The organism is Streptomyces humicola (genome assembly GCF_024436035.1).
Classification (GTDB): Bacteria; Actinomycetota; Actinomycetes; order Streptomycetales; family Streptomycetaceae; genus Streptantibioticus_B; species Streptantibioticus_B humicola.
The window spans coordinates 25200-48101 of record NZ_JANFNG010000027.1; the positions used below are offsets into that span (position 1 = coordinate 25200).

At 69.1% G+C, this 22902-nt stretch carries 22 protein-coding genes and 1 pseudogene; 13 read left to right on the forward strand and 10 right to left on the reverse strand.

Features of this window, described 5'->3' with window-relative positions:
- The first annotated feature begins 211 nt into the window (after positions 1-211).
- Positions 212-1930: a sensor histidine kinase gene (locus NGB36_RS25790; RefSeq protein ID WP_255922900.1), complete on the forward strand. Its 1719-nt coding sequence runs from the start codon at positions 212-214 to the stop codon at positions 1928-1930.
- A 70-nt stretch (positions 1931-2000) separates the two neighbouring features.
- Here the strand turns inward: NGB36_RS25790 and NGB36_RS25795 are convergent, their stop codons facing one another.
- From NGB36_RS25795 to NGB36_RS25820, 6 genes are all read right to left on the reverse strand, one after another.
- Positions 2001-4151, reverse strand: a complete 2151-nt coding sequence (locus tag NGB36_RS25795; RefSeq protein ID WP_255922901.1) for an adenosylcobalamin-dependent ribonucleoside-diphosphate reductase — start codon at positions 4149-4151, stop codon at positions 2001-2003.
- Between the two features lie 38 nt (positions 4152-4189).
- Positions 4190-4618: a DUF2267 domain-containing protein gene (locus NGB36_RS25800; RefSeq protein ID WP_255922902.1), complete on the reverse strand. Its 429-nt coding sequence runs from the start codon at positions 4616-4618 to the stop codon at positions 4190-4192.
- Positions 4619-4834: 216 nt separating this feature from the next.
- Positions 4835-5263: an Hsp20/alpha crystallin family protein gene (locus tag NGB36_RS25805; RefSeq protein ID WP_255922904.1), complete on the reverse strand. Its 429-nt coding sequence runs from the start codon at positions 5261-5263 to the stop codon at positions 4835-4837.
- Between the two features lie 73 nt (positions 5264-5336).
- Positions 5337-5792 carry an avidin/streptavidin family protein gene (locus NGB36_RS25810; RefSeq protein ID WP_255922906.1) on the reverse strand — a complete coding sequence of 152 codons (456 nt, stop codon included), beginning with the start codon at positions 5790-5792 and terminating at the stop codon, positions 5337-5339.
- Positions 5789-5983: a sigma 54 modulation/S30EA ribosomal C-terminal domain-containing protein gene (locus tag NGB36_RS25815; protein WP_255922907.1), complete on the reverse strand. Its 195-nt coding sequence runs from the start codon at positions 5981-5983 to the stop codon at positions 5789-5791. Before NGB36_RS25815 ends, NGB36_RS25810 begins: the two co-directional genes overlap by 4 nt.
- A gap of 45 nt (positions 5984-6028) precedes the next feature.
- Positions 6029-6181 (reverse strand): sigma 54 modulation/S30EA ribosomal C-terminal domain-containing protein, encoded by a 153-nt coding sequence (locus NGB36_RS25820; protein WP_255922909.1) that lies wholly within the window; start codon positions 6179-6181, stop codon positions 6029-6031.
- Between the two features lie 696 nt (positions 6182-6877).
- Here NGB36_RS25820 and ftsH point away from each other — a divergent pair.
- From ftsH to NGB36_RS25855, 7 genes are all read left to right on the forward strand, one after another.
- A complete protein-coding gene (ftsH, locus tag NGB36_RS25825; protein WP_255922970.1) occupies positions 6878-8851 on the forward strand; it encodes an ATP-dependent zinc metalloprotease FtsH in 1974 nt (657 codons plus the stop codon).
- 48 nt (positions 8852-8899) lie between these two features.
- Entirely contained in the window at positions 8900-9103 is a 204-nt protein-coding gene (locus NGB36_RS25830; RefSeq protein ID WP_255922911.1) for a hypothetical protein, read from the forward strand.
- Positions 9104-9237: 134 nt separating this feature from the next.
- Positions 9238-9672 carry an archease gene (locus NGB36_RS25835; protein WP_255922913.1) on the forward strand — a complete coding sequence of 145 codons (435 nt, stop codon included), beginning with the start codon at positions 9238-9240 and terminating at the stop codon, positions 9670-9672.
- A 92-nt stretch (positions 9673-9764) separates the two neighbouring features.
- Complete coding sequence (locus tag NGB36_RS25840) at positions 9765-11204, forward strand: RtcB family protein (RefSeq protein WP_269470578.1); 1440 nt, start codon at positions 9765-9767, stop codon at positions 11202-11204.
- A 30-nt stretch (positions 11205-11234) separates the two neighbouring features.
- Complete coding sequence (locus NGB36_RS25845; RefSeq protein WP_255922914.1) at positions 11235-12575, forward strand: phosphoribosyltransferase family protein; 1341 nt, start codon at positions 11235-11237, stop codon at positions 12573-12575.
- Positions 12576-13010: 435 nt separating this feature from the next.
- A complete protein-coding gene (locus NGB36_RS25850; protein ID WP_255922915.1) occupies positions 13011-13949 on the forward strand; it encodes a ribose-phosphate diphosphokinase in 939 nt (312 codons plus the stop codon).
- A gap of 182 nt (positions 13950-14131) precedes the next feature.
- Positions 14132-14614: an Hsp20/alpha crystallin family protein gene (locus NGB36_RS25855; protein ID WP_255922916.1), complete on the forward strand. Its 483-nt coding sequence runs from the start codon at positions 14132-14134 to the stop codon at positions 14612-14614.
- 1243 nt (positions 14615-15857) lie between these two features.
- Here the strand turns inward: NGB36_RS25855 and NGB36_RS25860 are convergent.
- The 3 genes from NGB36_RS25860 to NGB36_RS25870 form a co-directional block, all read right to left on the reverse strand.
- The gene (locus tag NGB36_RS25860) at positions 15858-16706 is read right to left on the reverse strand and encodes a universal stress protein (protein ID WP_255922917.1); all 849 of its coding nucleotides are present in this window, start codon (positions 16704-16706) and stop codon (positions 15858-15860) included.
- A gap of 20 nt (positions 16707-16726) precedes the next feature.
- The gene (locus NGB36_RS25865) at positions 16727-17653 is read right to left on the reverse strand and encodes a class I fructose-bisphosphate aldolase (protein ID WP_255922919.1); all 927 of its coding nucleotides are present in this window, start codon (positions 17651-17653) and stop codon (positions 16727-16729) included.
- A 313-nt stretch (positions 17654-17966) separates the two neighbouring features.
- Complete coding sequence (locus tag NGB36_RS25870) at positions 17967-18140, reverse strand: hypothetical protein (protein WP_255922920.1); 174 nt, start codon at positions 18138-18140, stop codon at positions 17967-17969.
- 326 nt (positions 18141-18466) lie between these two features.
- Here NGB36_RS25870 and NGB36_RS25875 point away from each other — a divergent pair, with 326 nt between their 5' ends.
- On the forward strand, positions 18467-18883 hold the full coding sequence (locus NGB36_RS25875; protein ID WP_255922922.1) for a CBS domain-containing protein: 417 nt from the start codon (positions 18467-18469) through the stop codon (positions 18881-18883).
- A gap of 520 nt (positions 18884-19403) precedes the next feature.
- On the opposite strand, the gene NGB36_RS34080 is transcribed toward NGB36_RS25875, so the two are convergent.
- Positions 19404-20470, reverse strand: a protein-coding gene (locus NGB36_RS34080; protein ID WP_443741613.1) for an IS630 family transposase whose coding sequence is annotated in 2 segments (ribosomal slippage) — positions 19404-19990 and positions 19990-20470 — 1068 coding nt in all. Because the reading frame shifts where the segments join, the coding sequence is not laid out codon by codon here.
- 438 nt (positions 20471-20908) lie between these two features.
- Here NGB36_RS34080 and NGB36_RS25890 point away from each other — a divergent pair.
- The 4 genes and pseudogenes from NGB36_RS25890 (at position 20909) to NGB36_RS25900 (ending at position 22528) form a co-directional block, all read left to right on the forward strand.
- On the forward strand, positions 20909-21784 hold the full coding sequence (locus tag NGB36_RS25890; RefSeq protein WP_255922925.1) for a universal stress protein: 876 nt from the start codon (positions 20909-20911) through the stop codon (positions 21782-21784).
- A 176-nt stretch (positions 21785-21960) separates the two neighbouring features.
- Positions 21961-22017: pseudogene (locus tag NGB36_RS33910) on the forward strand (hypothetical protein); the annotation flags it as partial.
- Positions 21994-22368, forward strand: a complete 375-nt coding sequence (locus NGB36_RS34140; RefSeq protein ID WP_505016750.1) for a CBS domain-containing protein — start codon at positions 21994-21996, stop codon at positions 22366-22368. The pseudogene NGB36_RS33910 and the gene NGB36_RS34140, both read left to right, overlap by 24 nt.
- A 7-nt stretch (positions 22369-22375) precedes the next feature.
- Complete coding sequence (locus NGB36_RS25900; RefSeq protein ID WP_255922928.1) at positions 22376-22528, forward strand: BON domain-containing protein; 153 nt, start codon at positions 22376-22378, stop codon at positions 22526-22528.
- Positions 22529-22902: the final 374 nt, after the last annotated feature.

Consider the following 22902-nt stretch of genomic DNA (forward strand, 5'->3'; position numbering starts at 1 on the left):
CCTGGATGCACCGGCACAGAGCGTGGGCGCGGACCCGCCCGGTACGGCTGCCCCGGTGCCATCCAGCGCCGCGCGGAGAGTAGCGGCTGGCAGAAGCGGGCAGCTCTCGGGCCGTGCGGTGGACAGCCGCGCGTCGGCGGAATGTACTGGATCACGCCCGCCTTTTGGGAACAGGGTTCCTTGAAGCCCTCCGGCAGAGGGGTCAGCGACCGTGCCAACAGACGACACAAAGGGTCCAGACGATCTGCCCCGCCTGCAGCTCGATGAGCTGCTGGAAGAGCTGCAGGCACGGATCAGCGCCGCACGGAACGCACGGGACCGGATTCACCAGCTGCTCCAAGCCGTGCTCTCCGTTGGCCGCGATCTGGATGTCACGCACGTCCTGCGCCGCATCACGCAGGCCGCCGTCGAGCTGGTCGACTGCGAGTACGGTGCGCTGGGAGTGATCGGTGCGGACGGCAAGCTCGCCCAGTTCGAGCCGGTGGGCGTGACCGAGGAGCAGATACGCCGGATCGAAGCCTTCCCCTCAGGCCACGGCGTGCTGGGCGAACTGATCCGCGACCCCAAACCGCTGCGCCTGCGCGAGCTGTCCGAGCACCCCGCGTCCTACGGGTTTCCGCCGCACCACCCGCCGATGCACTCGTTCCTCGGAGTGCCCGTCCGGGTGCGGGGCGAGGTGTTCGGCAACCTCTACCTCACGCAGAAGCAGCGGGCCGATGAATTCGCCCCGGAGGACGAGTCCCTGCTCCAGACGCTGGCGGTGGCCGCGGGCGTCGCCATCGAGAACGCGCGGTTGTATCAGGAGACCACCGACCGGCAGCAGTGGCTGGAGGCAAGCGCCGAGGTCACCCGCCGCCTGCTGTCCGGTGCCGACGAGCACGGCGTGGTCGAACTGATCGCCGAGAGCGCACGGCGGATCCTGTCCGCGGATCTGGTGCTCCTGGCGCTGCCGGTCAAGGGACGCGACGATCTCAAGGTGGCCCTCGCCTCAGGTATCGATGCAGAGACCCACCGCGGCCTGGTGCTGCCGCGCCACGGCACCTTCGCGGGGGAGGCCTTCACCGCAGCCAAGCCGGTGACAAGCCTCGACATCGAGCGGGATCCCCGAATCACGGCAGGGCCGCCACGCTGGAAGGGGTTGGGGCCCGCAGTCGCGGTACCAATGATCACCGGCGAGGCCGTGCGGGGCGCAGTGATGCTGGCTCGCGCCACGGGCAAGCCCGCGTTCACTGACGAGGAGACGGCGCCGCTGGCCGGCTTCGCCGGACAGGCAGCGCTGGCGATCGAACTCGCCGAGCACCGCCGGGACGCCGAGCAGATCGCGCTGCTGGAAGATCGTGATCGTATCGCCCGGGATCTGCACGACCTGGCGATCGAGAAGCTGTTCGACATGGGCATGACGCTGCAGAGCGCGGTTCCTCTCGCTCAGCATCCGGAGCTCCGGGAGCGGTTGCTGCGGACGGTGGACGAGATGGACGAAACGATCAAGACCATCCGCTCGACGATCTACGGGCTCCGGGCGCACCAGCGTCGGCCCGGACGGTCGCGGCTACGAGAACGCGCATCCAAGACGGTCGAGAAGGCCGCGGCGACCCTGGGCTTCGCCCCTTCCCTGAGCGTCGAGGGGCCCCTCGATACCGAGGTGCCGCCGTCGCTGGTGGAGGACGTGACGGCAGTACTGGACGAGGCACTGTCGGACATCGCGCGGCACACGCACGCACACACAGCCGATGTCCGCCTCACCGTTGATTCCGGTGAGGTGAAGCTAACGGTAACGGACGACGGAGTGGGCATCCCTCCCGGCGACCGACGCGACAGGTCCAGACATCTCGCCGAGCGAGCAGCCGAGCTCGGGGGCGAATTGATCATCGACGCCCCGCCCGGCGGAGGCACACGAGTGACCTGGCACGCCCCCCTTCCCACACGATGACGCGCCTGGTCTACCCGGGTCGGCCGATATCGCGGCGGCAATTGCGCTGCACAGTTCTCCGCGACGGTGGTCAGAAGGCACAAGTGTGTCCGCTGCAGCCGCCACTGTACTCGTCGTGGATCTTCACCGTGGCTCCTGGCGCGGTGCCGGGGTCGGCCAGGGTGAGGACCTGGCCGGGGCGGGCTCCGTAGCGGTAGACGGTGATGCCTTTCACCCTGGCCTGCCAGGCTGCCAGGTAGATCGCGCGGATGTCTGCCGCCGTGGCCTGTTCCGGCAGGTTGATGGTCTTGGCGACCGCCGCGTCGACGTGGCGTTGCACAGCGGCCTGCATCTTCAGATGCCACTCGGGCGGTATCTCCAGGGCGGTCACGAACGCGGTACGCACATCGGGGGGAACGTGCGGGATCTGGCGTACCATGCCTGTACGGTCGAGCTCGGCCCTGAGCTGGTCGGACCAGAACCCCCGGTCCCGCGCCAGGCGTTCGAAGTGAGGGTTCACCTCGGGAAGCTGGCGGCCGAGGATGTGACGCACGTAGGACAGGGCGAACATCGGCTCGATCCCCGAGGTGGTTCCGGCGATGAGCGAGATGGTGCCGGTCGGGGCGATGGAGGTGAGCTGGGCGTTGCGCAGGGGCCTGGTGCCTTGCCCTGCGTAGCGGCTGTGCTGGTAGAGCGGGAAGGGGCCGCGCTGGGCGGCGAGTTCGGCGGAAGCCTGGTGGGCTTCCTTCTCGATGACCGCCAGTACGCGGCCGGCGAGGCGGATGGCCGGCTCGGAGTCGTAGGGGATCCCCAGGACGGCCAGCAACTCGGCCAGCCCCATCACGCCAAGGCCGACCTTGCGGGAGTCGTGCGCCGGGCGCTCCAGCTCGCGGATGGGGTAGCGGCTGACATCGATGACGTCGTCGAGGAACCGCACCGCCAGCCATACAGCCGCACGCAGGCGCTCGAAGTCGACCTGGCCGCCGGATATGAAGCGGGCCAGGTTGAGCGATGCGAGGTTGCAGGACTCATACGGCAGGAGCGGCACCTCTCCGCAGGGGTTGGTCGCCTCGATGCGCCCGGAGGAGGGCAGCGGGTTGGCCTGGTTGATCCGATCGAGGAACAGCAGGCCGGGATCTCCACTGCGCCAGGCCGCCCGGCAGATCCGGTCGAAGAGCTCCGTCGCGTCGATGCGTGCCACCGCTTTGCCGGTGCGCGGGTTCACCAGGCGGTGCCCGGTGCCGCGGAGCACTGCCCGCATGAAGCGGTCGGAGACCGCCACCGACACGTTGAAGTGCTCCAGCCCACCCGCGGCCTTGGCTTGGACGAAGTCGACGATGTCGGGGTGCGATACGTCCAGTACGGCCATGGAGGCCCCGCGACGTCGTCCTCCCTGTGCCAGGACGTCTGCGGCTGCGTCGAATACGGACAGGAACGACACTGGGCCGCTGGCGGCTCCTCCCGTACTGGCAACGGCATCGCCACGCGGGCGCAACCGTGAGAAGGAGTAGCCGGTTCCTGCGCCGGCCTGGTGCAACAGGGCGGCGTGCCCGAGCGTGCCGAAGATCGAAACGAGCGAGTCCTCGAGCGGGAGCACCACGCATCCGGACAGCAGCCCCAGGCTCGTCCCCGCATTCATCAGCGTCGGAGAGTTGGGCAGGAACTCCAGCCGGCGCAGTGAACGGGAGAACGCCTCCACCCAGCGCTGCGCCGACCCCGGTGACCACGCCTCCTCCGCCTGCGCAACATGACGGGCGACGCGGTCCATCATCTCCCCAGTCGACTCGGCGACCCTTCCGTGGTCATCTCGCAGCAGATAACGCTCTTTGAGCACGGCAACCGCGCTCAATGGCAATTTGAGGTCATCTCGCACGCCGAGGAGCAGCTTCGCGCGGCGCAGCTCAGCGTGCTCGCGGCGGTAGACGATGAATGCGCGGGCCACGTCCGCGAAGCCGCCCCGCATAAGCGCCTGTTCGACGGCATCTTGGATGTCTTCCACCCCGGGTGGGCGGCTGCCGAAGCGTCTGGCCAGCTCGGTACTGATGGCCGCGGTCACCGTGGCGGGCAACGACGGGTCGCGCCGCCCGACTTCGCAGGCCGCCCGGGAGATTGCCGCTTCGATCCGGCCAGGATCGAATCCGACGATCGCTCCGTCGCGTTGCCGCAGCCGAGGGGGTGTCGCGGCTTCCGACCAAGAGTGACCTTTGGGCTTCGTGATTGTCTTCTGCTGCCGGCGAACCATTGCGTCAGCTTCCCGGCCGAGTAGATTGCGTGGCGTGTCTACGGTTCGGCGGACAGCAGCTCGCGCACATCGTGCGGAAGTGCCTTGAAAACTTCGTCGAGTTCACCCTTGGACAACTGGTGGTGCATAGCGGTGGTGACGGCTCGGGCCGCGCCTTCCACCTCGGATTCGCTGAGCGAGGACTCATGCGCGAACCGCCTCACGTAGGCCTTCCGGTCGTACTTCACCGGTACGCCGCTGGGGTCCCAGCCGTCGTAGTACACACCGCGCAGGAGCACCGGCAACTGGGCACCGAGTTTCGCGGCGACATCCACCGGTAGCCGGTCGCGCAGGGTGTGCAGCCAGGCGCGCATGATGCGGTACGCGCGATGGCGGTCGGCATTCCCCGAGGTCTTCTCCACTTCGGCCAGCCAGGTGTTGGCGGTCTGGATGGTGTGGTCGAATGCTGGGAGTCCGGTAGTAGGCATCGGCTTCTCCTCTTCGTCTTCGTCCGATCTGCGGTGGACACGAGGATCACTGTCTGAAGGGCCGCCCGCCGGGTCGGTGGGCCTCTTTGGCAGGGCACTCCGGTTCTGCGGCCCTTCGGTGGGAGCCCGGGCAGCGCGGGGAACGCGATCGAGGGCCGGCGACCGGGCCGCTCGTGAGCCCAGCGCCAGGCCCTGCACGAACCCTGTCATTCGCGGTCAGCCGACCTGGCCGATCGGGATGTGGCGGGCGGAGGGTGCGACCTCGCTGAGGGGAGCCTTGACGGTGAGGATGCCCTTGTCGTAATGGGCGGTGATGTCCTCCTCCTTGATCCCGTCGGGAAGGGGGATGCTGCGCGTGAAAGAGCCGTAGTGGAACTCGCAACGCCGCTTGTCCTTCTCCTCTTCGGTGCGCTCGGCGCTGATGGTGAGCACGCCGTGCTCGAAAGTGATCTCCACGTCCTTGGCGGGGTCGATGCCGGGCAGTTCGGCCCGCACCACATAGGTGCCGTCTTCCTGGTACTCCTCGACGTGGATGAAGTGCGTCTGCGGGGCGAAGGCCCGGATGATGGGGAACAGGTCCACCACGCCGGCGAGTTCCGGGTGGCGGTTCATGAACGGGGTCGTCCTGCGTTCCATGGCGGTCATCGGGACCTCCAGGTGATTGCGTTGCGGGGTTGGGCCGTTTGCTGGTGTTGCGCTCGTGCGCGCCGGGGCGGAGTCATCGGGTCGGCATAGCGGTCGTGTCTGCCGGATGGTCGGCGGGTTCGGACAGCGTGCCCAGCCGGATGTGGAGCGCGGCCTGATCGAGCTCGGGCACCTGGCGTGTGAAGGTGTCCTGGCCGACGGTGGTGCATTCCCAGGCGTTGGTCTCGGTCGCGACGGTGGTGAGCAGCCAGGTGGCGTAGATCCGTTCGTCGCCGCCGTCGTCGAGGTACATGCCGTTCCAGCTGGTGACGGACTCGGCGTCGCTGCGGTCGTTGTGCCAGGCGACCGTCCAGCCCAGGACGGTTCCGTAGCCGGGTCGTGTGGTCGTCTCGTACCGGCCCACCAGCGCGTACGGGCCGGCCGAGTGGCCCGTGGCTGAGACGTACGTACCGATGATGCCGCCGAGCGGGTCGGTCGTCATGCGCATGTGGGAGCCGAGTTCGTTGTACCAGTCGCCTGCGACGTTCATGGTGGCTTCTCTTCCTGCTGCTCGACGGGGGTGACCAGCCCGTAGCACCCGTCGTAGCGGTGGTAGAGGACGTTGCCTCGCCCGGTGGCATCGGCGAAAAAGACAAACGGGTACCCGCTCGTCTCCAGCCACCGCTTCGCCTGCTCCAGGGTCATCGCGCGGGCCGGGATGGTGCTGAGGGTCAGCGGCACGGCACGCGGGCCGAGGCCGTCCGGCGGGGTGCCGACCTGGGCGAGTCAGTAGCCGGTCGGCCCGGCCCGGTAGATGACGCTGTCGCGTCCGGTGTCGAGGTCGGTGAACAGGTGGAAGTCGTAGTCCATCGCCTCCATCTCGAAGGCTGCCTCGTCCGGCGTCTCCCGGGCCAGGGAGAAGGACTTGTGCCGCACCACGCGCCGCTCCTCGACAGGACGCGGGTAGAAATCGGGCCGGTGCGCGGATTCGCTTGCGTGGCGCCACCTCGTGCGCCGCGGCCTCCGGCACGCCGCCCCGCCGCGCCTCCCAGTCCCGGCTCAGCCGCGCGAGCCGGTGCTCCAGCCGGTCGCGCAGCAGGTTGACCGCCTCCGGCATCGACGGAGCGGCCACGTGAGCCCGCGCCGGCCGGCCGTTGACATCCAGATTGGCCTGCGCCATCGCCGACCTGCGCACGGCCGGGTCCCGTCCCTGGGTGAGCTTCACCCTCGCAAACAGCACGGGCTCATGGGCTCGGCCGGCAACCGCCAACACCTTGGTTCGCGCGTCCTCCACGCACTCCGGCGGGACGTCTCCTTGGACCTTCACCTGGATCTCGGGGGCTTGCTGGGTGGCCGAACGGTTCATGCTCTCCTCCCGCATCTCCATCGCTGCGCGATCACTACGGACTGGTTTCCTCCGACGCTTTCCTTCCACGATCACGCGTGGCGGCCGGTTGTTGGAGGGCCGAAGGTCCCCGCTGAGGGGAACTGCGTCCCGCCCTGGCCGGATGGTCCTCTGCGGGGCCGTTCGGCCCCTGCCACGGGGGGAGCGGAAGCTTTGAGGCTGGTTGGCAGGAGTTCACTGCGGAATGGGCGGAATGGAGGGTGTGAGTTGCTGTGATCACACGAGCGCGGATGCCGCACCGGCATCTGACGCCGCCCGCCAAGCCCGGGCCTCCGCGCGAGCCACCTGGGCCGACGGGCCGGCCGCCGCAGCGGGGCGGAGCGGGTTGGATCTTGTGGTGGATCGTGATGCTGCTTGCGATCGTGCTGCTGATGTCCCGCGCACCGTCCGGGCCGCACGCGACCGCGCTGTCCTACAGCGACTTCGTCGGCAAGGTGGGCGCCAGCCAGGTGCAGACCGTCGACATCAACGACAAGGGGGCGGTCAGCGGCACCCTGAAGGACGGCACGAAGTTCACCACCCAGATCCCCACCGCGCTGGGCACCGGCAGCCAGCTCCAGCAGCAGTTGACCTCCCACCACGTGCAGATCACCGCAAGCCAGAGCAGTAGTGGTGGCTCCTCGATCCTGGCCATCGTGTTGTCTTTCCTGCCGTTCCTGCTGCTGATCGGCTTCTTCCTGTGGATGGGACGCCGGGCCGCAGGATCGCTGACCGGCGGGCTGAGCGCCATCGGCCGCTCACGGGCGAAAATCATCGAGGCGGAGCGGCCCACCACCCGGTTCGACGACATCGCCGGATACGACGGGGTCAAGCAGGAGATCAGCGAGGTCGTCGACTTCCTGCGCAACCCCGCCCGCTACACCGCCGCCGGCGCCAGGGGCCCCCGCGGCGTGATCATGGTCGGGCCACCCGGCACCGGCAAGACGCTGTTCGGGCGGGCGGTCGCCGGGGAGGCCGATGTGCCGTTCCTGTCGGTCACCGGCTCGGCATTCGTCGAGATGTTCGTCGGCGTCGGCGCCTCCCGGGTGCGCGACCTGTTCGAGGAGGCCCGCAAACGCGCCCCCTCCATCATCTTCATCGACGAGATCGACGCCCTCGGATCCCGCCGCGCCGGCGGGCCGCGGCTGGGCGGCAACGACGAGCGCGAACAGACCCTCAACCAGCTCCTCGCCGAGATGGACGGCTTCGACCAGTCCACTGGCATCGTCGTCCTCGCGGCCACCAATCGGCCCGACGCCCTCGACCCGGCTCTGCTGCGGCCCGGCCGCTTCGACCGCCAGGTCACCGTGCCGCTGCCCAACCAGGCCGAGCGGGCCGCGATCCTCGCCGTCCACGCCCGCGACAAGATCCTCGCCCCCGATGTCGACCTTGATGCCGTAGCACGTGCCACCCCCGGCTTCTCCGGCGCCGACCTGGCCAACCTGGTCAACGAGGGGGCCATCAACGCCGTGCGGGACAACCGCACCCGGATCGAGCCGCACGACCTGGACGCCGCTCGTGACCGTGTGCTGCTCGGCCGCCGCGAGAGCTCCAACGCCCTGCTGCCCGAGGAACGCCGCTCCGTCGCCGTCCACGAATCCGGCCACGCCCTGGTCGCAGCCCTGTGCGAGCACGCCGACCCGGTCGCCAAGGTCACCATCCTCCCGGCCGGCGTCACCCTCGGCGTCACCGAACAACTCCCCGAAGCCGAACGCCACTTGTACAGCGAGAGCTACATGATCGACCTTCTCGCGGTGCGCCTGGGCGGCCGGGCCGCCGAGCTCGTCGCCTTCGGCGAGGGCTCCACGGGTGCCGCCAACGACCTGGCCGGAGCCACCCAGATCGCCACCCGCATGGTCCGCGAGTTCGGCCTCTCCCCCGAACTCGGCCCGATCGGCTACGCCTCATCCCACCCCCACTACCTCGGCGAGAGCGCTGAAGAACTCGTCCGGCCCCCGTACTCGGAACAGACCCAGCGCATCGTCGACGAGGAGGTCGCCCGCCTGCTGCGCCAGGCCGAACAGCGCGCCGTCGCCTTGCTGCGTGACCACCGGCCGGCCCTGGAACGCCTGGCCGAACTGCTCGTCGCCAAAGAGACCGTCGACGGCTCCGTCGTCCTCGACGTCCTACGGCAGGAGCAGACCCAGGCGAACGGTGGCCGCGACGCCGTCGAGGCCGACGAGCTCAGACACACCCCTCCTTGGGACACGTACCCCCGGCCATGAGGCCCGCATCAGCAGGCAACCCGAAGCCGACCCGGAAGAGGAAGCATCATGGAATCGATGGTCACCGAAATGGAGCTCAATGAGCGGCTGAACGTCCTGGAGACGCGGGTGCGAACCCTCGCCCAGGCAGTGCGGACACTCGCCGATGCCCTGGAGCGGCTTGAGGGACTCATCCCCCGGGATCCCGAAGAAGAACAGCTCAGCCGCGCTGCCCGGCTCGCCCACGAGATCCTCCTCGCCCAAGGACTCTAGGTGCCACTCAGCGGGCAGGACCGCCGTGCTCGTCGTCTTCGGCAGGGCCCGAAGCCAACGCCCTGGCGGTCGGCTACTTCGGCGCCGGAACAAGGGCGGTGGGTCCGCGGGTACCAGCCCACGGAAGGTATGCGATGAATCCGGCAGATACGGTCCCATCCAGTGGTCACCGCAGCGTTCCGCACACCGCCGACCTGCGGGTCGAGGCATGGGGTGCGACCCGCGAGGAGTGCCTGGCGGAGGCGGTGCGCGCGGTGGTGGAGTCGTTCGTGGACCTCACTGAAGCCACGGCGCAGACCAGCCGCGAGGCCGAAATCACGGCGAACAGCGACGAGGACTTGCTGGTGGCGCTGCTGGAGGAGCTCGTGTACTGGCTCGACACCGCCTCCGAGGTCCCGGTCGCCGTCGATCTGGATGCGATGCCCGGCGGTGTGCGGGCCCGCTTCCGGATGGCGGATGCGGACTCACTACCCGTGACTGGGGCAACGCCCAAGGCGGTGACCCTGCACCAGCTGACCTTCTCCCGTGGCCCGGACGGCTTTCGCTGCTCGGTGACGCTCGACGTCTGAAGGCACATGCGATACCCGCGCGATGCAACGGATCACGACTTGTCGACAGCCGATCGTGACGTTCAGGCACGGCGCATAAGGAGATGATCGTCATGAAGACGGCGGAAGTAGCCGGGATAGAGATCGTCGAGGACGGCCCGTTCCGCTACCGCATCCCGCAGCACGGACCAATGCGCGTGCCCGGCGTGGTCTTCGCCAGCCGCTACGTGCTGCCGGAGGCGGCCGGGGACCAGGCGCTGCAGCAGGTGGTGAACGTGGCCACGCTGCCGGGCATCGTGGAGGCGTCCTATGCGATGCCGGACGTGCACTGGGGCTACGGCTTCCCGATCGGCGGCGTCGCCGCGACCGATGTCGGCGCCTCCGGGGTGATCTCGCCGGGCGGCGTCGGCTTCGACATCTCCTGCGGGGTGCGGCTGCTGGCCGCCGGGTGCGACCGGCAGGAGCTCGCGCCCCGGCTGCAGGCGCTGATGGACGTGCTCGGCCACCGCACCCCGCGGGGACCTGGCCGCGGCGCCGTCTGGCACGTCGGCCGCAGCCAGCTCGACCACATCCTTGAAGACGGCGCCCGGTACGCGGTCGAGTGCGGCCACGGCGTCCAGCGCGACCTGAACCGGTGCGAGGACGAGGGGAGGCTGGCCGGCGCCCTTGCCGCCCAGGTGAGCACCCGCGCGATCGACCGCGGGCTGTGCCAGGTCGGCAGTCTCGGCTCGGGCAACCACTTCCTTGAGGTCCAGGCGGTCGAGGCCGTCTACGACCCGGACGCGGCGCGGGCGATGGGGTTGCACGAGGGCCAGGTCACCGTGATGATCCACTGCGGCTCACGCGGTCTGGGCCACCAGATCTGCACCGATCACGTCCGCACGATGGACCAGGCGATGTCGCGCTACGGCATCAGCGTGTCCGACCGGCAACTGGCCTGCGTTCCGGTGGAATCGCCCGAGGGCCGCGCCTACTTGGGCGCGATGGCCGCGGCCTCCAACTATGCCCGGGCCAACCGCCAGTTGCTCGCCGAAGCGGCCGGCGACGCCTTCGAGGCGGTCTGCGGCTGCGGTCTGGATCTGGTCTACGACATCTCACACAACACAGCCAAGACCGAAATCCACCGGGTCGACGGCAACCCGCTGCGGCTGTGCGTTCACCGCAAGGGCGCCACCCGCGCCCTGCCGCCCGGCCACCCCGACCTGCCGCACGATCTCGCCACGGTGGGCCAGCCGGTGCTCATCCCCGGCACCATGGGCACCGCCTCCTACGTCCTGGTGGGCGTGGCCGGCGGCGGCGCCTTCCACTCGACCTGCCACGGCGCCGGTCGGGTCCGCAGCAGACACGCCGCGGCCCGCGAGGTGGACGGCCGGCAGCTGCGCGCCGACCTGGAAAGGCACGGCATCGCGGTGCGCGGGACGACACTGCGCGGGCTCGCCGAGGAGGCGCCGCTCGCCTACAAAGACATCGACGCCGTCGTGCAAGCCAGCGAGGGCGCCGGCCTGTGCCGCAAGGTCGCCCGACTGGTGCCGCTGGGCGTCGTCAAAGGCTGACGTCGACGGCTGAAGGCAAGGAGGCGCATCGTGATATTCACAGACCGCACCGATGCGGGACGGCAGTTGGCGGCCCGATTGGACCACTTCAAGGGCGAGAACCCGGTCGTGGTCGGCCTGCCCCGGGGCGGCGTGGTCGTCGCCGCACAGGTCGCACAAGCGCTGGACGCACCGCTGGACGTGTGCCTGGTGCGCAAGCTAGGGGTGCCGTTCCAGCCGGAGCTGGCCATGGGCGCCATCGGAGAGGACGGCGTGCGGGTGGTCAACGACGAGGTGGTACGCGGCGCCCGTGTCTTCGAGGACGAACTGGCCGCGGCCGAGGCCCAGGAGCGCACCGTGCTGGAACGCCGCGCCTACCGTTACCGGGGCGAGCGGCCGCCCATCGAGCTGACCGGCCGCACCGTGCTCGTGGTCGACGACGGCGTGGCCACCGGCTCGACGGCGCGGGCCGGCTGCCGCATCGTCCGCGGCCGGGGAGCCGGGCGGGTGGTACTTGCGGTGCCGGTGGCGCCACGGGGTTGGACGGCTTGGCTCGGCCAGGACGCCGACGAGCTGGTCTGCCTGCACACGCCGGTGCATTTCTATGCGATCGGCCAGTTCTACGCCGACTTCCGCCAGACCACCGACGACGACGTCGTCGACTGCCTCCGGCGGGCGGCGCGCCGCGCAGACGGACAGACGCCCGCGGCCCCGCCGACCAGGTCGGGCGATCCGCCGCCCGCAGGGCGGGAGGTCGAGGTGCGGGCCGGAACGGCCCGGCTCGGCGGGCACCTGACCGTCCCCGAGAACGCTACGGGGATCGTGGTCTTCGCGCACGGCAGCGGCAGCAGCCGCCACAGCCCGCGCAACCGCTTCGTCGCCGCCGGACTCAACCAGGCCGGGCTGGGCACCTTGTTGTTCGACCTGCTCACCGAGGACGAGGGCATGGACCGCGCGAAGGTGTTCGACACCGAACTGCTCGCCTCGCGCCTCGCCCAAGCCACCGACTGGCTGTACGCCGAGCCCGAAACCAAGGCCCTGGCGGTCGGCTACTTCGGCGCCAGCACCGGAGCAGCCGCCGCACTGTGGGCGGCGGCAGAACCCGGCGCGTGCATCGCCGCCATCGTCTCCCGCGGCGGACGACCCGACCTGGCAGGCCCCCGCCTCCCCCAGGTCACCGCGCCCACCCTGCTGATTGTCGGCGGAAACGACACCCTCGTGCTCGAGCTCAACTGGCGGGCACAGGCACAACTGTGCTGCGAAAACCGGCTGGAGGTCGTCCCCGGTGCCACCCACCTCTTCGAAGAGCCGGGCACCCTGGAGAAGGTCACCCAGCTGGCCAGCGACTGGTTCACCAACCATCTCGCCCCTGCACCGCAACCCAGCGGCTGACCGGACTGCCCGCCAACAGCAGGGGGTCGATGAGAAGCGTTGGCCGGCTGCGCACCTGCCAGGCGGGGGTCGGCGTGACGTGACACCGACCCCACCCTGGAGATCATGCGAACAACTCACCAGCAGCGCCATCACTACTTAACGCAGCGGTGAGTCCTGGTGTCGTAGTGGTAGCCCTTCTTGCAGTGCACCTTGCTGCTTCTGCCGAACAGTCCGAAGACACTCATGGCGACCTCCCTCCTGCATATCGGGCTTATCGTGCCTAAAAGGACCAATCACCCCGTCGCCACGTAGCCGTACCCCCTCAGCGCCTGGGCATGCCGGATGAGAACGTGGTTTCAGGTACCCGACAGACTGTTTGCGAAGTACCGCGGCCACCGCGTTGAAGGCAGGCGCGCGGTACCGGCCCTTACCCAGCGTGCAGGAGGAGGAATGATGGGCGCTTGCATCGTCGCGGGAACGGCCCATCGGGCGCTTGCCGATGCTGTGGCGGCAGCTATGGGCACCGCGCCTGTGGCCTGCCAGGTGGAGCGGTTTCCGGACGGCGAGCTGCGGCCCGTCGCGGGGCTCGTGCGGGGTGGTGATGTGTATGTGCTGCAACCCACCGGGCCTGCAGTCAACGAACACCTGATCGAGTTGCTCCTGCTGCTGGATGCCTGTCGTCGCAGCGGCGCCGACAGGCTCACCGCTGTGGTGCCGTACTTCGGCTACGCCCGGCAGGACCGCCGCACACAGGCGGGGCAGGCGGTCGGCGCCCGGGTGGTGGCCGACGCGCTCACGGCCGCAGGTGCAGACCGGCTGGTCGTCGTGGACCCGCACACTGCTGCACTGGAGGCCGTGTGCAGCATCCCGGTCGAGATGCTCACGGCAGTGCCCCTCATCGCCGCTGCCCTCGTCGGCAGCACACCCGGTACGGCCGTGGTGGTCTCGCCCGACCTCGGTGCCGTCAAGCTGGCCGAGCACTACGCCGGACTGCTGCGACGCCCTACGGCCGTGGTCCGCAAGACCCGCACATCGGGCACAAGCGTGCAAGCAGACGAACTCGTAGGGGACGTCGCCGGCCGACCCGCGGTCATCGTGGACATGATCAGCACCGACGGCACCGTGGAAGCGGCGATACCCGCCCTGCTCGACGGCGGAGCCGCTCCCGACATCACCGTGGCCGCCACCCACGGGCTCTTCACAGGCTCCGCCCAGGAACGGCTGGGGCGGCTCCCGATCCGCCGCCTCCTCGTCACCGACACGCTCACTGCCCACCAGACGCAGAACCTGCCGCTGCCGCTCCAGGTACGGTCCGTGGCCCCGCTCCTGGCCGACGCCATCGGCCGTCTGCACGACAACCGGCCCCTGGACGCCCTGCTCATGCACGCCTGACGCGTGGGACGAAGCCGAGCCCAAGCGGCGCTCCGGCATGCCCGTCGACGAGGATGCGCCGCTCCGGCAGCCTGGTCCGGGCCGGCATCTCGCGCCGCCTGGTGCTCAACTCGCCACGCACGCCACCACCGCGCAGCATGGAAGGAGCCCAACTATCACTCCTTCATCGGAGGTGCGCCGCGATGACCATGCCCGTCCATCGCCAGCCCGGCCGGATGCTCGAACGGGCCTTCTCCGGCCTGCGTGAACCCATAACCGCCGAACTCGATGATCTGTACGAACGCATGGAACGGCTGCTGGAATCCGCAGCCGCCATGCCGTCGATAGCCGTCAGAGGCGCCTGGGCGCCGCTGGCCGACCTGCGCGAGACCGATGACAGTTACGTCGTCGAATGCGAGGTACCCGGCATCCCCCGCGAGGACATCGACGTCCAGGTCAGCGAGCGGGAACTGGCCATCACCGGAGAGCTCAAGGAGCGGGAACGCGAGGGCGAGCTGCGCCGCAGCACCCGTCGCACGGGCCGCTTCGAGTACCGGGCCATACTCCCCACCGAGGTGAAGGCCGACAAGGTCAGCGCGTCCCTGGCCGACGGTGTGCTGACGGTGACCGTCCCCAAGGCGCAGGCCGCCAAGCCGCGGCACATCAAGATCAGCGGCCCGTCCTGAGACGATCGCAGCCGCTCCCGGCGCAGATGAGGCGGGCAACAGAGCCCGCCTCACTCACACACGAACTGACCAGTCGGCGCGGTCATCGCCTCTCAGGACGGTGACGACCGCCAGGAACGGCCTGTGCTGCCGTTGACCACGGACACCAGTTCGCCCGCCGATCTCGCGGAGGCGCCATGACCACGGTGGGAGTACCACGACGACAACCACCTCACTACCAGCAGCTCAGGGGCGTCCCGGGCCAGTTCCTCCAGGGCGGCTCGCGCCTTCGGCGACCGGTTCCAGCCTTTTCTATGTCATCTTCACCGAAAAAGAACTCAGGCCCAGACGGATCCGCGTCGCGGCGCACTTCATAGTGCGTTCGCCCGTGACGGTCCTGCGTGACGTCGACGACAGCGCCCTGCTCAGTCCTGTTCGTCGCATTGGGCCGGGGAGAGAAACGCACACGGTCACCCTTGTTGAACGGCATGAGACTCCTGCCTTTCGCCTAGGTCAACGCGGCTGGCCTGCCTGCTTTGGCAGATCCGCCGCAGGGCCCCAAGACCGATCGAGCCCGATGCCAGCGAATCAGAACCTGCGTTCTACGGCGATCGGTGTGGGTCGAACGAGTGATGTGTGCGCTTCATTCGGATCACGTGGCGAGGGACAGGTCGAGCTGAGCTCGAATCCACCGGCTGAGGGTAGCTGTTCAGCTGAGGTGACAGACCATCACGTGCCCCGGATCTTTCGCCAGTGCGATCTATGCGCGTCCACGCCCGCTGAACAGCTACGGCTGAGGGATCGGCTCATGTGGACGTGATGATCCCGAGTCAATGTCCGCGCGGTTCTGGGCGGCCGCGCTTGCGGTCCGTCTGCCCCGGAATTCTGCCGGGCGCCCCCATGCCTCTTACGCGATCTCGCCGTTCCCGGCCAAAACGCCCGGTGCGCTGCCCTCTTATAGCGAGCATATACGGGAGGGATGCCTGCAGGTGAGCGGATGTAAGGTCGGCAGGGTGCGAGCGTACCAGTCGTGGGTGTTGGTGACGCCGGGCGGGAGGTGGAAGTACGCGCCGCCGAAGGGCTGGACGTACTCGACGAGGGGTTCATTGATCAGGCGGGTCTGGACGGTCTCGAACTGCCGCTGCGCGCGGCGAAATCGGTCACTTCAGGTGGCCCACGCGAACCGCACGGTGCAGCCTGCGGCTCGTGCGTGCCGAGTTCCAGGCTGCATGAGAGCCGTCGGCCGACGAGGACAGACAAGGCTTTAAGGACGAGGGCGAACGACCGCCAGCGGGCAGAGTGAGAACTGCAGCAGCGCATGGCTGACCGATCCGAGGGCCAAGCCGTGGAAGCCGCCGCGCCCGCGGGAACCGACGACCATCAAGTCGGCCCGGTCGGAGGCCCGGGCCAGGGCGAGAACCGGCGCCTCCTGCACCAGGTCCTCCACCGCCTTCACGCCCGGATACTCCTGGCGCAGCGGCGCCAGCCACTCCTCCAGCGCGCGTCGGCGTTCCGAGAGCGCCTCGGCCACCGTGGGGTCGGAGCTGACCAGGGCCGGAGGGCCCGGCGGGCTCCAGGCATGCACCGCCTGCAACTGGTCGCCGCGCAAGGACGCCTCGCGGAAGGCGTACGCCAAGGCAGCTTGGGAGTGAGCCGAGCCGTCGGCGCCGACGACGATGCGATGGTTGCCGGTGGTGACGTGGTTGACGATGACCACCGGGCACGCCGTGTGTCCGACGACCTGCACGGCGACCGACCCCAGCAGCAGGCTGGCGAAACCGCCCATGCCCTTGGCCCCGAGGACCACCGTGTGCGCGTGCTCGGACTCTGACAGCAGTACGGCAGCCGGAGAGCCCGAGGGCAGGTCAGAGGTCACCTCCAGGTCGGGGTGGGCCTCCCGGGCGATCGCGGTGGCCTCGTCCACCACGCCCCGGTCGCGTTCATGTGTCCGGGAGGCACGCGCTCCCGCGGACAGGCCGTATTCGTGTGCCCCGGGCAGGACGTGGATGACGCGCAGTGCGCATCCGTGCAGCACCGCCTCGTGGCTGGCCCATGCCAGCGCACGCAGACTGCGCCCGGAGCCGTCCACCCCGACGACGATCGGACCAGCCATCGTTCCTCCCGATGTGGTACTCAAGCCCGCAGAGCACCGGGCTGAGGGTATTTGGCGAGGATGTCCTGGAGCCGGGCCACGAACCGAAGTGATTCGTCGTGCTCACGCTGCCACACGTTGCGCCCGAAGATCAGACCTGTCGCTCCCGCCTCCATCGCCTGGCGCGCCTTCTGCAACATCGCCTCGTCGCCTTGTTTCTCCCCTCCTGAGACCAGCAGCAGGGTGCGGTTCGCCGACCGCACCACAGCATCGATCGCCTGCTGCGCGGAGAAATCGCGCTGATAGGCCTCCTTCACGCCGGAGGTCTTCTCCGGATGGGGGAAGTTCACCTTGACCATGTCGGCCCCGAGTTCGCTGGCGATGCGCGCCGCGTAGTCGACCGCGTAGAACGAATCCCTGCCGCCCTTCGCCTCGACCGCGGCACCACGCGGGTACGCCCACACGATCAGCGGCATGCCGAACCGCTGGGCGTCCTCGCGTACCTGCCGCAACTGCCGGAAGTCCGTTTCCTGAGCGGGACTGCCCACATACAGCGTGTAGCCGACGGCGTCAGCGCCCAGGCGTACGGCGTCCGCGACGGAGGCGTGCAGCGGGGACAGCGCCTCGGCGTCGGAGGGGATGTCGGTCCTCCCGTTCAGCTTCAGCACCAGCGGAACCTCGCCGGCATAGTCCCAGTAGAACTTCTCGGCCAGCCCGACCTGGACCGCGATGCCGTTGAAACCGCCATCGACCGCCAGCCGGATGATGTAGGCCGGGTCACTCACCGCGGGGTTGGCGAAAAAGTCCCGCGGGCCGTGCTCCAGCCCGTGATCGTACGGCAGGAACATCGCCGTGCCATTGCAAAGGCCGTGCTGGCGGAGAATCCGATTCAGGCGCGTCTTCTTGCCCGGGCCGAGCCCGGCGCCATTGATGCCAAGTTGCGTCTTCATACCCCGACGGTCGCGCACAGCACCGCAGACCCGGCAGAGCCAACCGGCCCCGCCGCCAGGTCCGAAGGGCTATGTCGACTGCCGGGCCGGAAGCCGAGCTCATACCCGAACCACCGCAGACGCGCAGACAGCAAACGCACAGACAACAGCGCAGGCCGCAGTTCCTCCTCAGATAGGCGAGGCCAGCACGCTGGGCATCCATGCCGGTCCCGCCCATTTTGGGATCACCCGCGCCGGGATGCCGACGCGCCGCATACCCGCAGCGCCCGTGGTCCGCCAGAAACGATCTGTGCGGGTGCGACGCTGGAGGAGCTGGACAAGGTCCGTGCTCTCATGGCGATACCCGAGGAGGACGACGCCTCGTCTCCGGCAGCGGCTCATTCCCCTTCTCGCGGGCGATGAGCAGGTTCGGGCCGACCGCGAGGACGCGGCGGCCGGACAGGACGGTGTCGGTGAGCTCGCCGAAGCCGAGCAGCGGGGCGCCCAGCGAGGGCATGCGCGCCAAGCTCAAGCGCCTCGTCGGCCGCGGCATCCTCACCGAAGCTGAGCCCGGCTTGTTCGTCCAGCCGCGTCCGTAGCGCGGCAGCAAGCCCGCGTCAGGGCCCTTCACCCAACCCTCAACGGTGAAAGCGACAACAACTCACATACTGCCCTCTCGCGCTGCCCCTCCAGTGTGCATGGACTCCTGACGGGGGTATCGAAATCCGGGCCGGGGCGGGTCGGTGTAGTCGCGGACCACGAGTCCGTACGGTCGCGCGACCACGCGTACCGGGGTGAGCATGGAAGCGGACGGATATTTCTTCACGGAACGCATTCAGGCAGGAGGCGGCCATGACCACGGCCAAGGACATCATGCACCCTGGTGCCAAGTGGGTATACCGCGAGGAAACGCTGGACCGGGCGGCCCAGTTGATGCGGGAACTCAATGTGGGCGCCCTACCAGTCAGCGACCAGAACGAGCGGCTGTGCGGCATCATCACCGACCGCGACATCGTGGTGAAGTGCGTGTCCAAGGGCCATAACCCCGCCGAAACCAGGTGCGCCGAGCTGTGCGAGGGCACACCACGCTGGATCGACGCGGATGCCGACGTCAGCCAGGTGCTGCACGAGATGGAAAGTCACCAGATCAAGCGGATTCCGGTGATCGAGAACAAGCGGCTGGTCGGCATCATCAGCGAGGCGGACGTGGCCCGAAACCTCACCGACGACCAAGTCGCGGAGTTCGTCGAGCACGTCTACGCCAGATAGCGCCGCCGGCCAGCGCGGTTGCCCTCCGACACCCATCAGACCGCGAGGCGCCCGGCGGCGGCAACGTCGGCCGGACGTATCGACGGCCGCAGGGCGGCTCCAGTCCCGCCTATGCCTGCGCGGCGACATTGCGCAGGGTGGCTCGGCGGCAGTGCGCATCGCGGCCCGGACCACAGTGCTCTGCTACTGGTGCCTGACGTCGGGGCCGCCGCCGACAGCCCGCCCCGACGTGTGCGCACTTGGAACAATAGGGAGCCGCTGACCTCCTCGGCTTTCACCTCGGCGGGCAGCAGCGCCCGGTACTCAAAGCGCCCGGCGCGGCCGGTTGCGCGCCGCACGGTGCCTGCGCGCTGCTCCTGCCTCTGGGCTGAGCCGCGTGCGCAGAAGCCGTGTGCGCTGCTATGACGCCGTTATCCGAGGCTGCGGGCGGACGCCGCAAGTGGCGCTGGGAGAACTGCACTGCAGGAGGCTGCGGCTGACGGGTCCGAGGGCAACTGAGGCTTGCGTGTTGGGGTGACGGTCAGGGTGGGGCGAGGCTCAGTCCGGTCTCAGCGATGAATCCGTCGAGGAGGTCTGCGCGGTATTGCATCCTCTTCAGCCGTGTCCGGGACTTGGTTGCGAGCTGGCCGGTTGTGCAGGGGGCCAGGCTGGACAGGGACTTCTTCAGGTGCGCCCACACCCCTTCGGCCGGGTTGAGGTCCGGAGTGTACGGCGGGAGGTAGAAGACGGTCAGCCATGCGCTGCGGGTTTCGAGCAGCTCGCGCATCGCGGCGTCCTTGTGCTGGGCGGCGTTGTCCCACAGCAGGACGATCTTGCCGCCGAGCTGCTGGCTCGCGGCGTCAAGCAGGCGCGCAAGGTCGTCTTCGCGGAAGCCCTTCTTCTCGTTCTTGCGGCCGGTGTGCGTCAAGGTCCGGTACAACAAGCGGGTGCGCTGCCCGGGCCGAGCGCACACCAGGGCGGCCAGCGAGACCCGTCCGGAGCCCTTCCCAGTCACTTTGATCACCGGTGTGTGTCCGCGGCGGGACCAGGTGCGCGCTTTGGGCGGGCGGAGGCTCTGCCCCAACTCGTCCTCGAAGATCAACCACGCCCCCTGGTCCCGCACCGTCTTTCCACCGTCGGCCACACCTGCCGCATCCACCGCTCCACGGCCTGCGGATCGCGCTCGGCGGCTCGGTGCACCGGCACCTGTACGCTCCACCCCATCTTGTGCAAAATCCGGGAGACCTGCGCGGTACTGAACCGGACATAGAACCGCCGGGCGATAAGCAGCGCGATCCGCGGCAGCGTCCAGCGCTGCACCCAGCCATGCGCGGCCGGCCCCTGCTCCAGCGCCTCGTCCAGCCACGCCCGCCATTCCGGCTTCATCCGCGACGGCGGCCCGCTGGGCCCCTTGGACCGCAGCGCCTCCACCCCGCCCCCACTCCAGAGTGCGTGCCAGGCATACGCGGATTTCCGCGACACCCGCAACCGCCTGGCCACCACCGGCGGGGGCACCCCCTGCTCTAACATCTCGGCAGCCTCGAACCGCACCCGTTCCCGCCGAGCCCGCTCCTGCGCGGACAGGCCACCCCCATCGGGATACCGCATCTACCAGCAATACAGCCAAACTGACGAGCTGTCACCCCAACCAGCAAGCCTCAGAAGCCGTGAAACGCCGCGTCCGCGGGAGCCGACGACCATGAGGTCTGCCTGGTCGGAGACCCGAGCCAAGACCAAGGCAGGAACCGGGGCGTCTCGGACCAGTTGCCCGGGTTCGCACCGGCCGCTCATGGAAGGCACCCTCCTTCTCCTTCCACCGTCCGAGCAGGCCGGCAGCGCACTTTGGGAGACGTACGACACAAGCTGGCTTGCCCCGACCTGGCCGGCACGGGTGGCGCCCGGCCGTCTGCGCGGTTCCGTACCAGGCGCACCGTTCCGCTCGATGTCGGGGCCGATCGGCCCCTGTGCCCGGGCGTCGCCCAGGTGAAGAGTGCAAGAAGGAGGTGTCCGGGGCTCGGACCGGCAGACCACGCTCTGGGAGCGCTGATGGGAGACGATGCGGCGGTTCACGGAATCGTGGTGGGAACCGACGGCTCAGCGGACGCCGACGGGGCGGTGGACTGGGCTGCGGCAGAAGCCGCGCGGCGGCGCTGTCCGTTGCAGGTCGTGCACGCCACCGGCCTCGGCGCCGGAAACGCACACCCCCGGCTGAGCGAGGCGCGGCAGCTCACCGTGCAGACCGCAAGGAAGATGCTGGACGATACACGTGACCGCGTCACCGCCGAGCACCCCGGCCTCCAGGTGGACACCGTCATGTCGGACGATCGACCGGCCGCTGCCGTGCTCGCCGCAGCCGACAGTGCCTCGCTCGCTGTTCTGGGAACCAGGGGCCACGGTGGCTTCGCCGGCCTGCTGCTCGGATCGGTGAGCCTGCGAGTGGCCGCGCATGTCACCTGCCCGCTCGTCGTCGTACGGCGCAAGGGCACCCTGGGGAGCACCGGAGACGTGGTCGTGGCCGTCCAGGACCGCCGCGACGTCGAAGCGATCAGGTTCGCTGCCGCGACCGCGAGGGTGTGGAAGGCATCGCTGCGAGCCCTCCATGCCTGGCAGCCACTCGACGAGGTGGGCCGCACGGTGACGCAGGTCGACACCGTCCGAGAGCTTCGTCATGAGCACCTGGACCTGCTGACCGAGGCCGTCGACGCGGCGGAGCTGTCGTCGCTCTCGCCGGACGTCTGCGTCGATCGCCTCCTGGTCGACGGCGGTGCGGCGGCGGCACTGATCGACTCCTCGGCCGACGCCAGCCTCCTGGTCGTCGCGGCACACCGGCCGCGCTCCCCCGTCGGGCTGCGCCTGGGACCAGTCGTCCACGCCGCCTTGCACCATGCCCAGTGCCCAGTCGCCCTCGTGCCGGACCGCTGACGAGTTGCTGCGCCGGCACCCGATCGGACCTCAACCATCGAGAACGTCCAACAGCAGGAGGTCGCCCTCATGACTGGCACCAAGGTCCGGGACGTCATGACGAAGGACGTAGCGGCGGTGCGTGTGTACACCCCGTACCGGGAGGTTGTGAGAATCCTGAATGACCGCCAGTTCGTGCGCTGCCGGTCCTCGACGAGGACGGCGGACTCGTGGGCCTGGTCTCGGAAGCGGACCTGCTCGGCAAAGAGCCCTGCGCGCGTCCGTCCGGGCCGCTGCGCATCTTCCGCCCCCGGCTGCGTGAGACGGCGCGCAAGTCCTGGAGGTTGTCAGCTGGAGCTTTGATGACCGCGCCACCGGTCGTCGTCGACGTCGACGCGGGTGTCGCCGAAGCCTCACGGATCATGGCCCGCCGGAACCTCAGACACATGCCCGTGGTGGACGCCGGGCAGCTCGTCGGCATCATCAGCCGGCGCGTCAAGCGCTACCTGCGGTCGGACGCAGAAATCCGGGAAGAGGTGGTGCGCGACGTATTCATTCGGGTGCTGTGGGCGGAACCGGAGGCGCTTCGATGTAAGGGCGTCTGACGGCATTGTGACGCTGAGCGGAGTCCTGGAACACCGCAGCGCGATAGCCGTCGCGGTGCGGCTGACCCAGGGCGTCGACGGCGTCGTGGAGGTCATCAACAAACTCACCTACGAGATCGACGACACCCACGGCCGACTCGCATCCCGCGGCACCAGATAACGGTCGTAGCCACCCCATCGGCCCTGAACGTCCATCACATTTGGGCCTGCTGCCCTGGTCAAGGGCGAACGCGCCGGGCAGCCCGGCGAACTGGGAGACGACGAGCACAGACCGCTCCCCGCGGGCTACGCGAACGGCCGCGACCTTCTGCGGCACGCGCTGGTCCGCCTTGAGACCGTCATCGCTCGGCACCTTGGGATCGGGGCGGCCGCCGAAGAGTGCGGCGCAGGGGTGCCCAGGGCGCCGGGCGTGCCTGGGTGGTCCGGCTTGGAAGTGACCGAAAAGCCTGACCGCGGTGCAAGTGAGCCGCTATGACGCTCCCCGGACCCGATCGACCTGGCCTTCTTGCGTCGCCCGGAGTACACCACCTCACC

Excerpts from the sequence above, each read along its gene's own strand:
- NGB36_RS25850 (WP_255922915.1), top strand. The coding sequence starts at position 13,011 with ATGGGCGCTTGCATCGTCGCGGGAACGGCCCATCGGGCGCTTGCCGAT.
- NGB36_RS25810 (WP_255922906.1), bottom strand. The coding sequence starts at position 5,792 with ATGAACGTCGCAGGCGACTGGTACAACGAACTCGGCTCCCACATGCGC.
- NGB36_RS25860 (WP_255922917.1), bottom strand. The coding sequence starts at position 16,706 with ATGGCTGGTCCGATCGTCGTCGGGGTGGACGGCTCCGGGCGCAGTCTG.
- NGB36_RS25840 (WP_269470578.1), top strand. The coding sequence starts at position 9,765 with ATGAAGACGGCGGAAGTAGCCGGGATAGAGATCGTCGAGGACGGCCCG.
- NGB36_RS25805 (WP_255922904.1), bottom strand. The coding sequence starts at position 5,263 with ATGACCGCCATGGAACGCAGGACGACCCCGTTCATGAACCGCCACCCG.
- NGB36_RS25855 (WP_255922916.1), top strand. The coding sequence starts at position 14,132 with ATGACCATGCCCGTCCATCGCCAGCCCGGCCGGATGCTCGAACGGGCC.
- NGB36_RS25875 (WP_255922922.1), top strand. The coding sequence starts at position 18,467 with ATGACCACGGCCAAGGACATCATGCACCCTGGTGCCAAGTGGGTATAC.
- ftsH (WP_255922970.1), top strand. The coding sequence starts at position 6,878 with ATGCCGCACCGGCATCTGACGCCGCCCGCCAAGCCCGGGCCTCCGCGC.
- NGB36_RS25795 (WP_255922901.1), bottom strand. The coding sequence starts at position 4,151 with ATGGTTCGCCGGCAGCAGAAGACAATCACGAAGCCCAAAGGTCACTCT.
- NGB36_RS25890 (WP_255922925.1), top strand. The coding sequence starts at position 20,909 with ATGGGAGACGATGCGGCGGTTCACGGAATCGTGGTGGGAACCGACGGC.
- NGB36_RS25830 (WP_255922911.1), top strand. The coding sequence starts at position 8,900 with ATGGAATCGATGGTCACCGAAATGGAGCTCAATGAGCGGCTGAACGTC.
- NGB36_RS25800 (WP_255922902.1), bottom strand. The coding sequence starts at position 4,618 with ATGCCTACTACCGGACTCCCAGCATTCGACCACACCATCCAGACCGCC.
- NGB36_RS25835 (WP_255922913.1), top strand. The coding sequence starts at position 9,238 with ATGAATCCGGCAGATACGGTCCCATCCAGTGGTCACCGCAGCGTTCCG.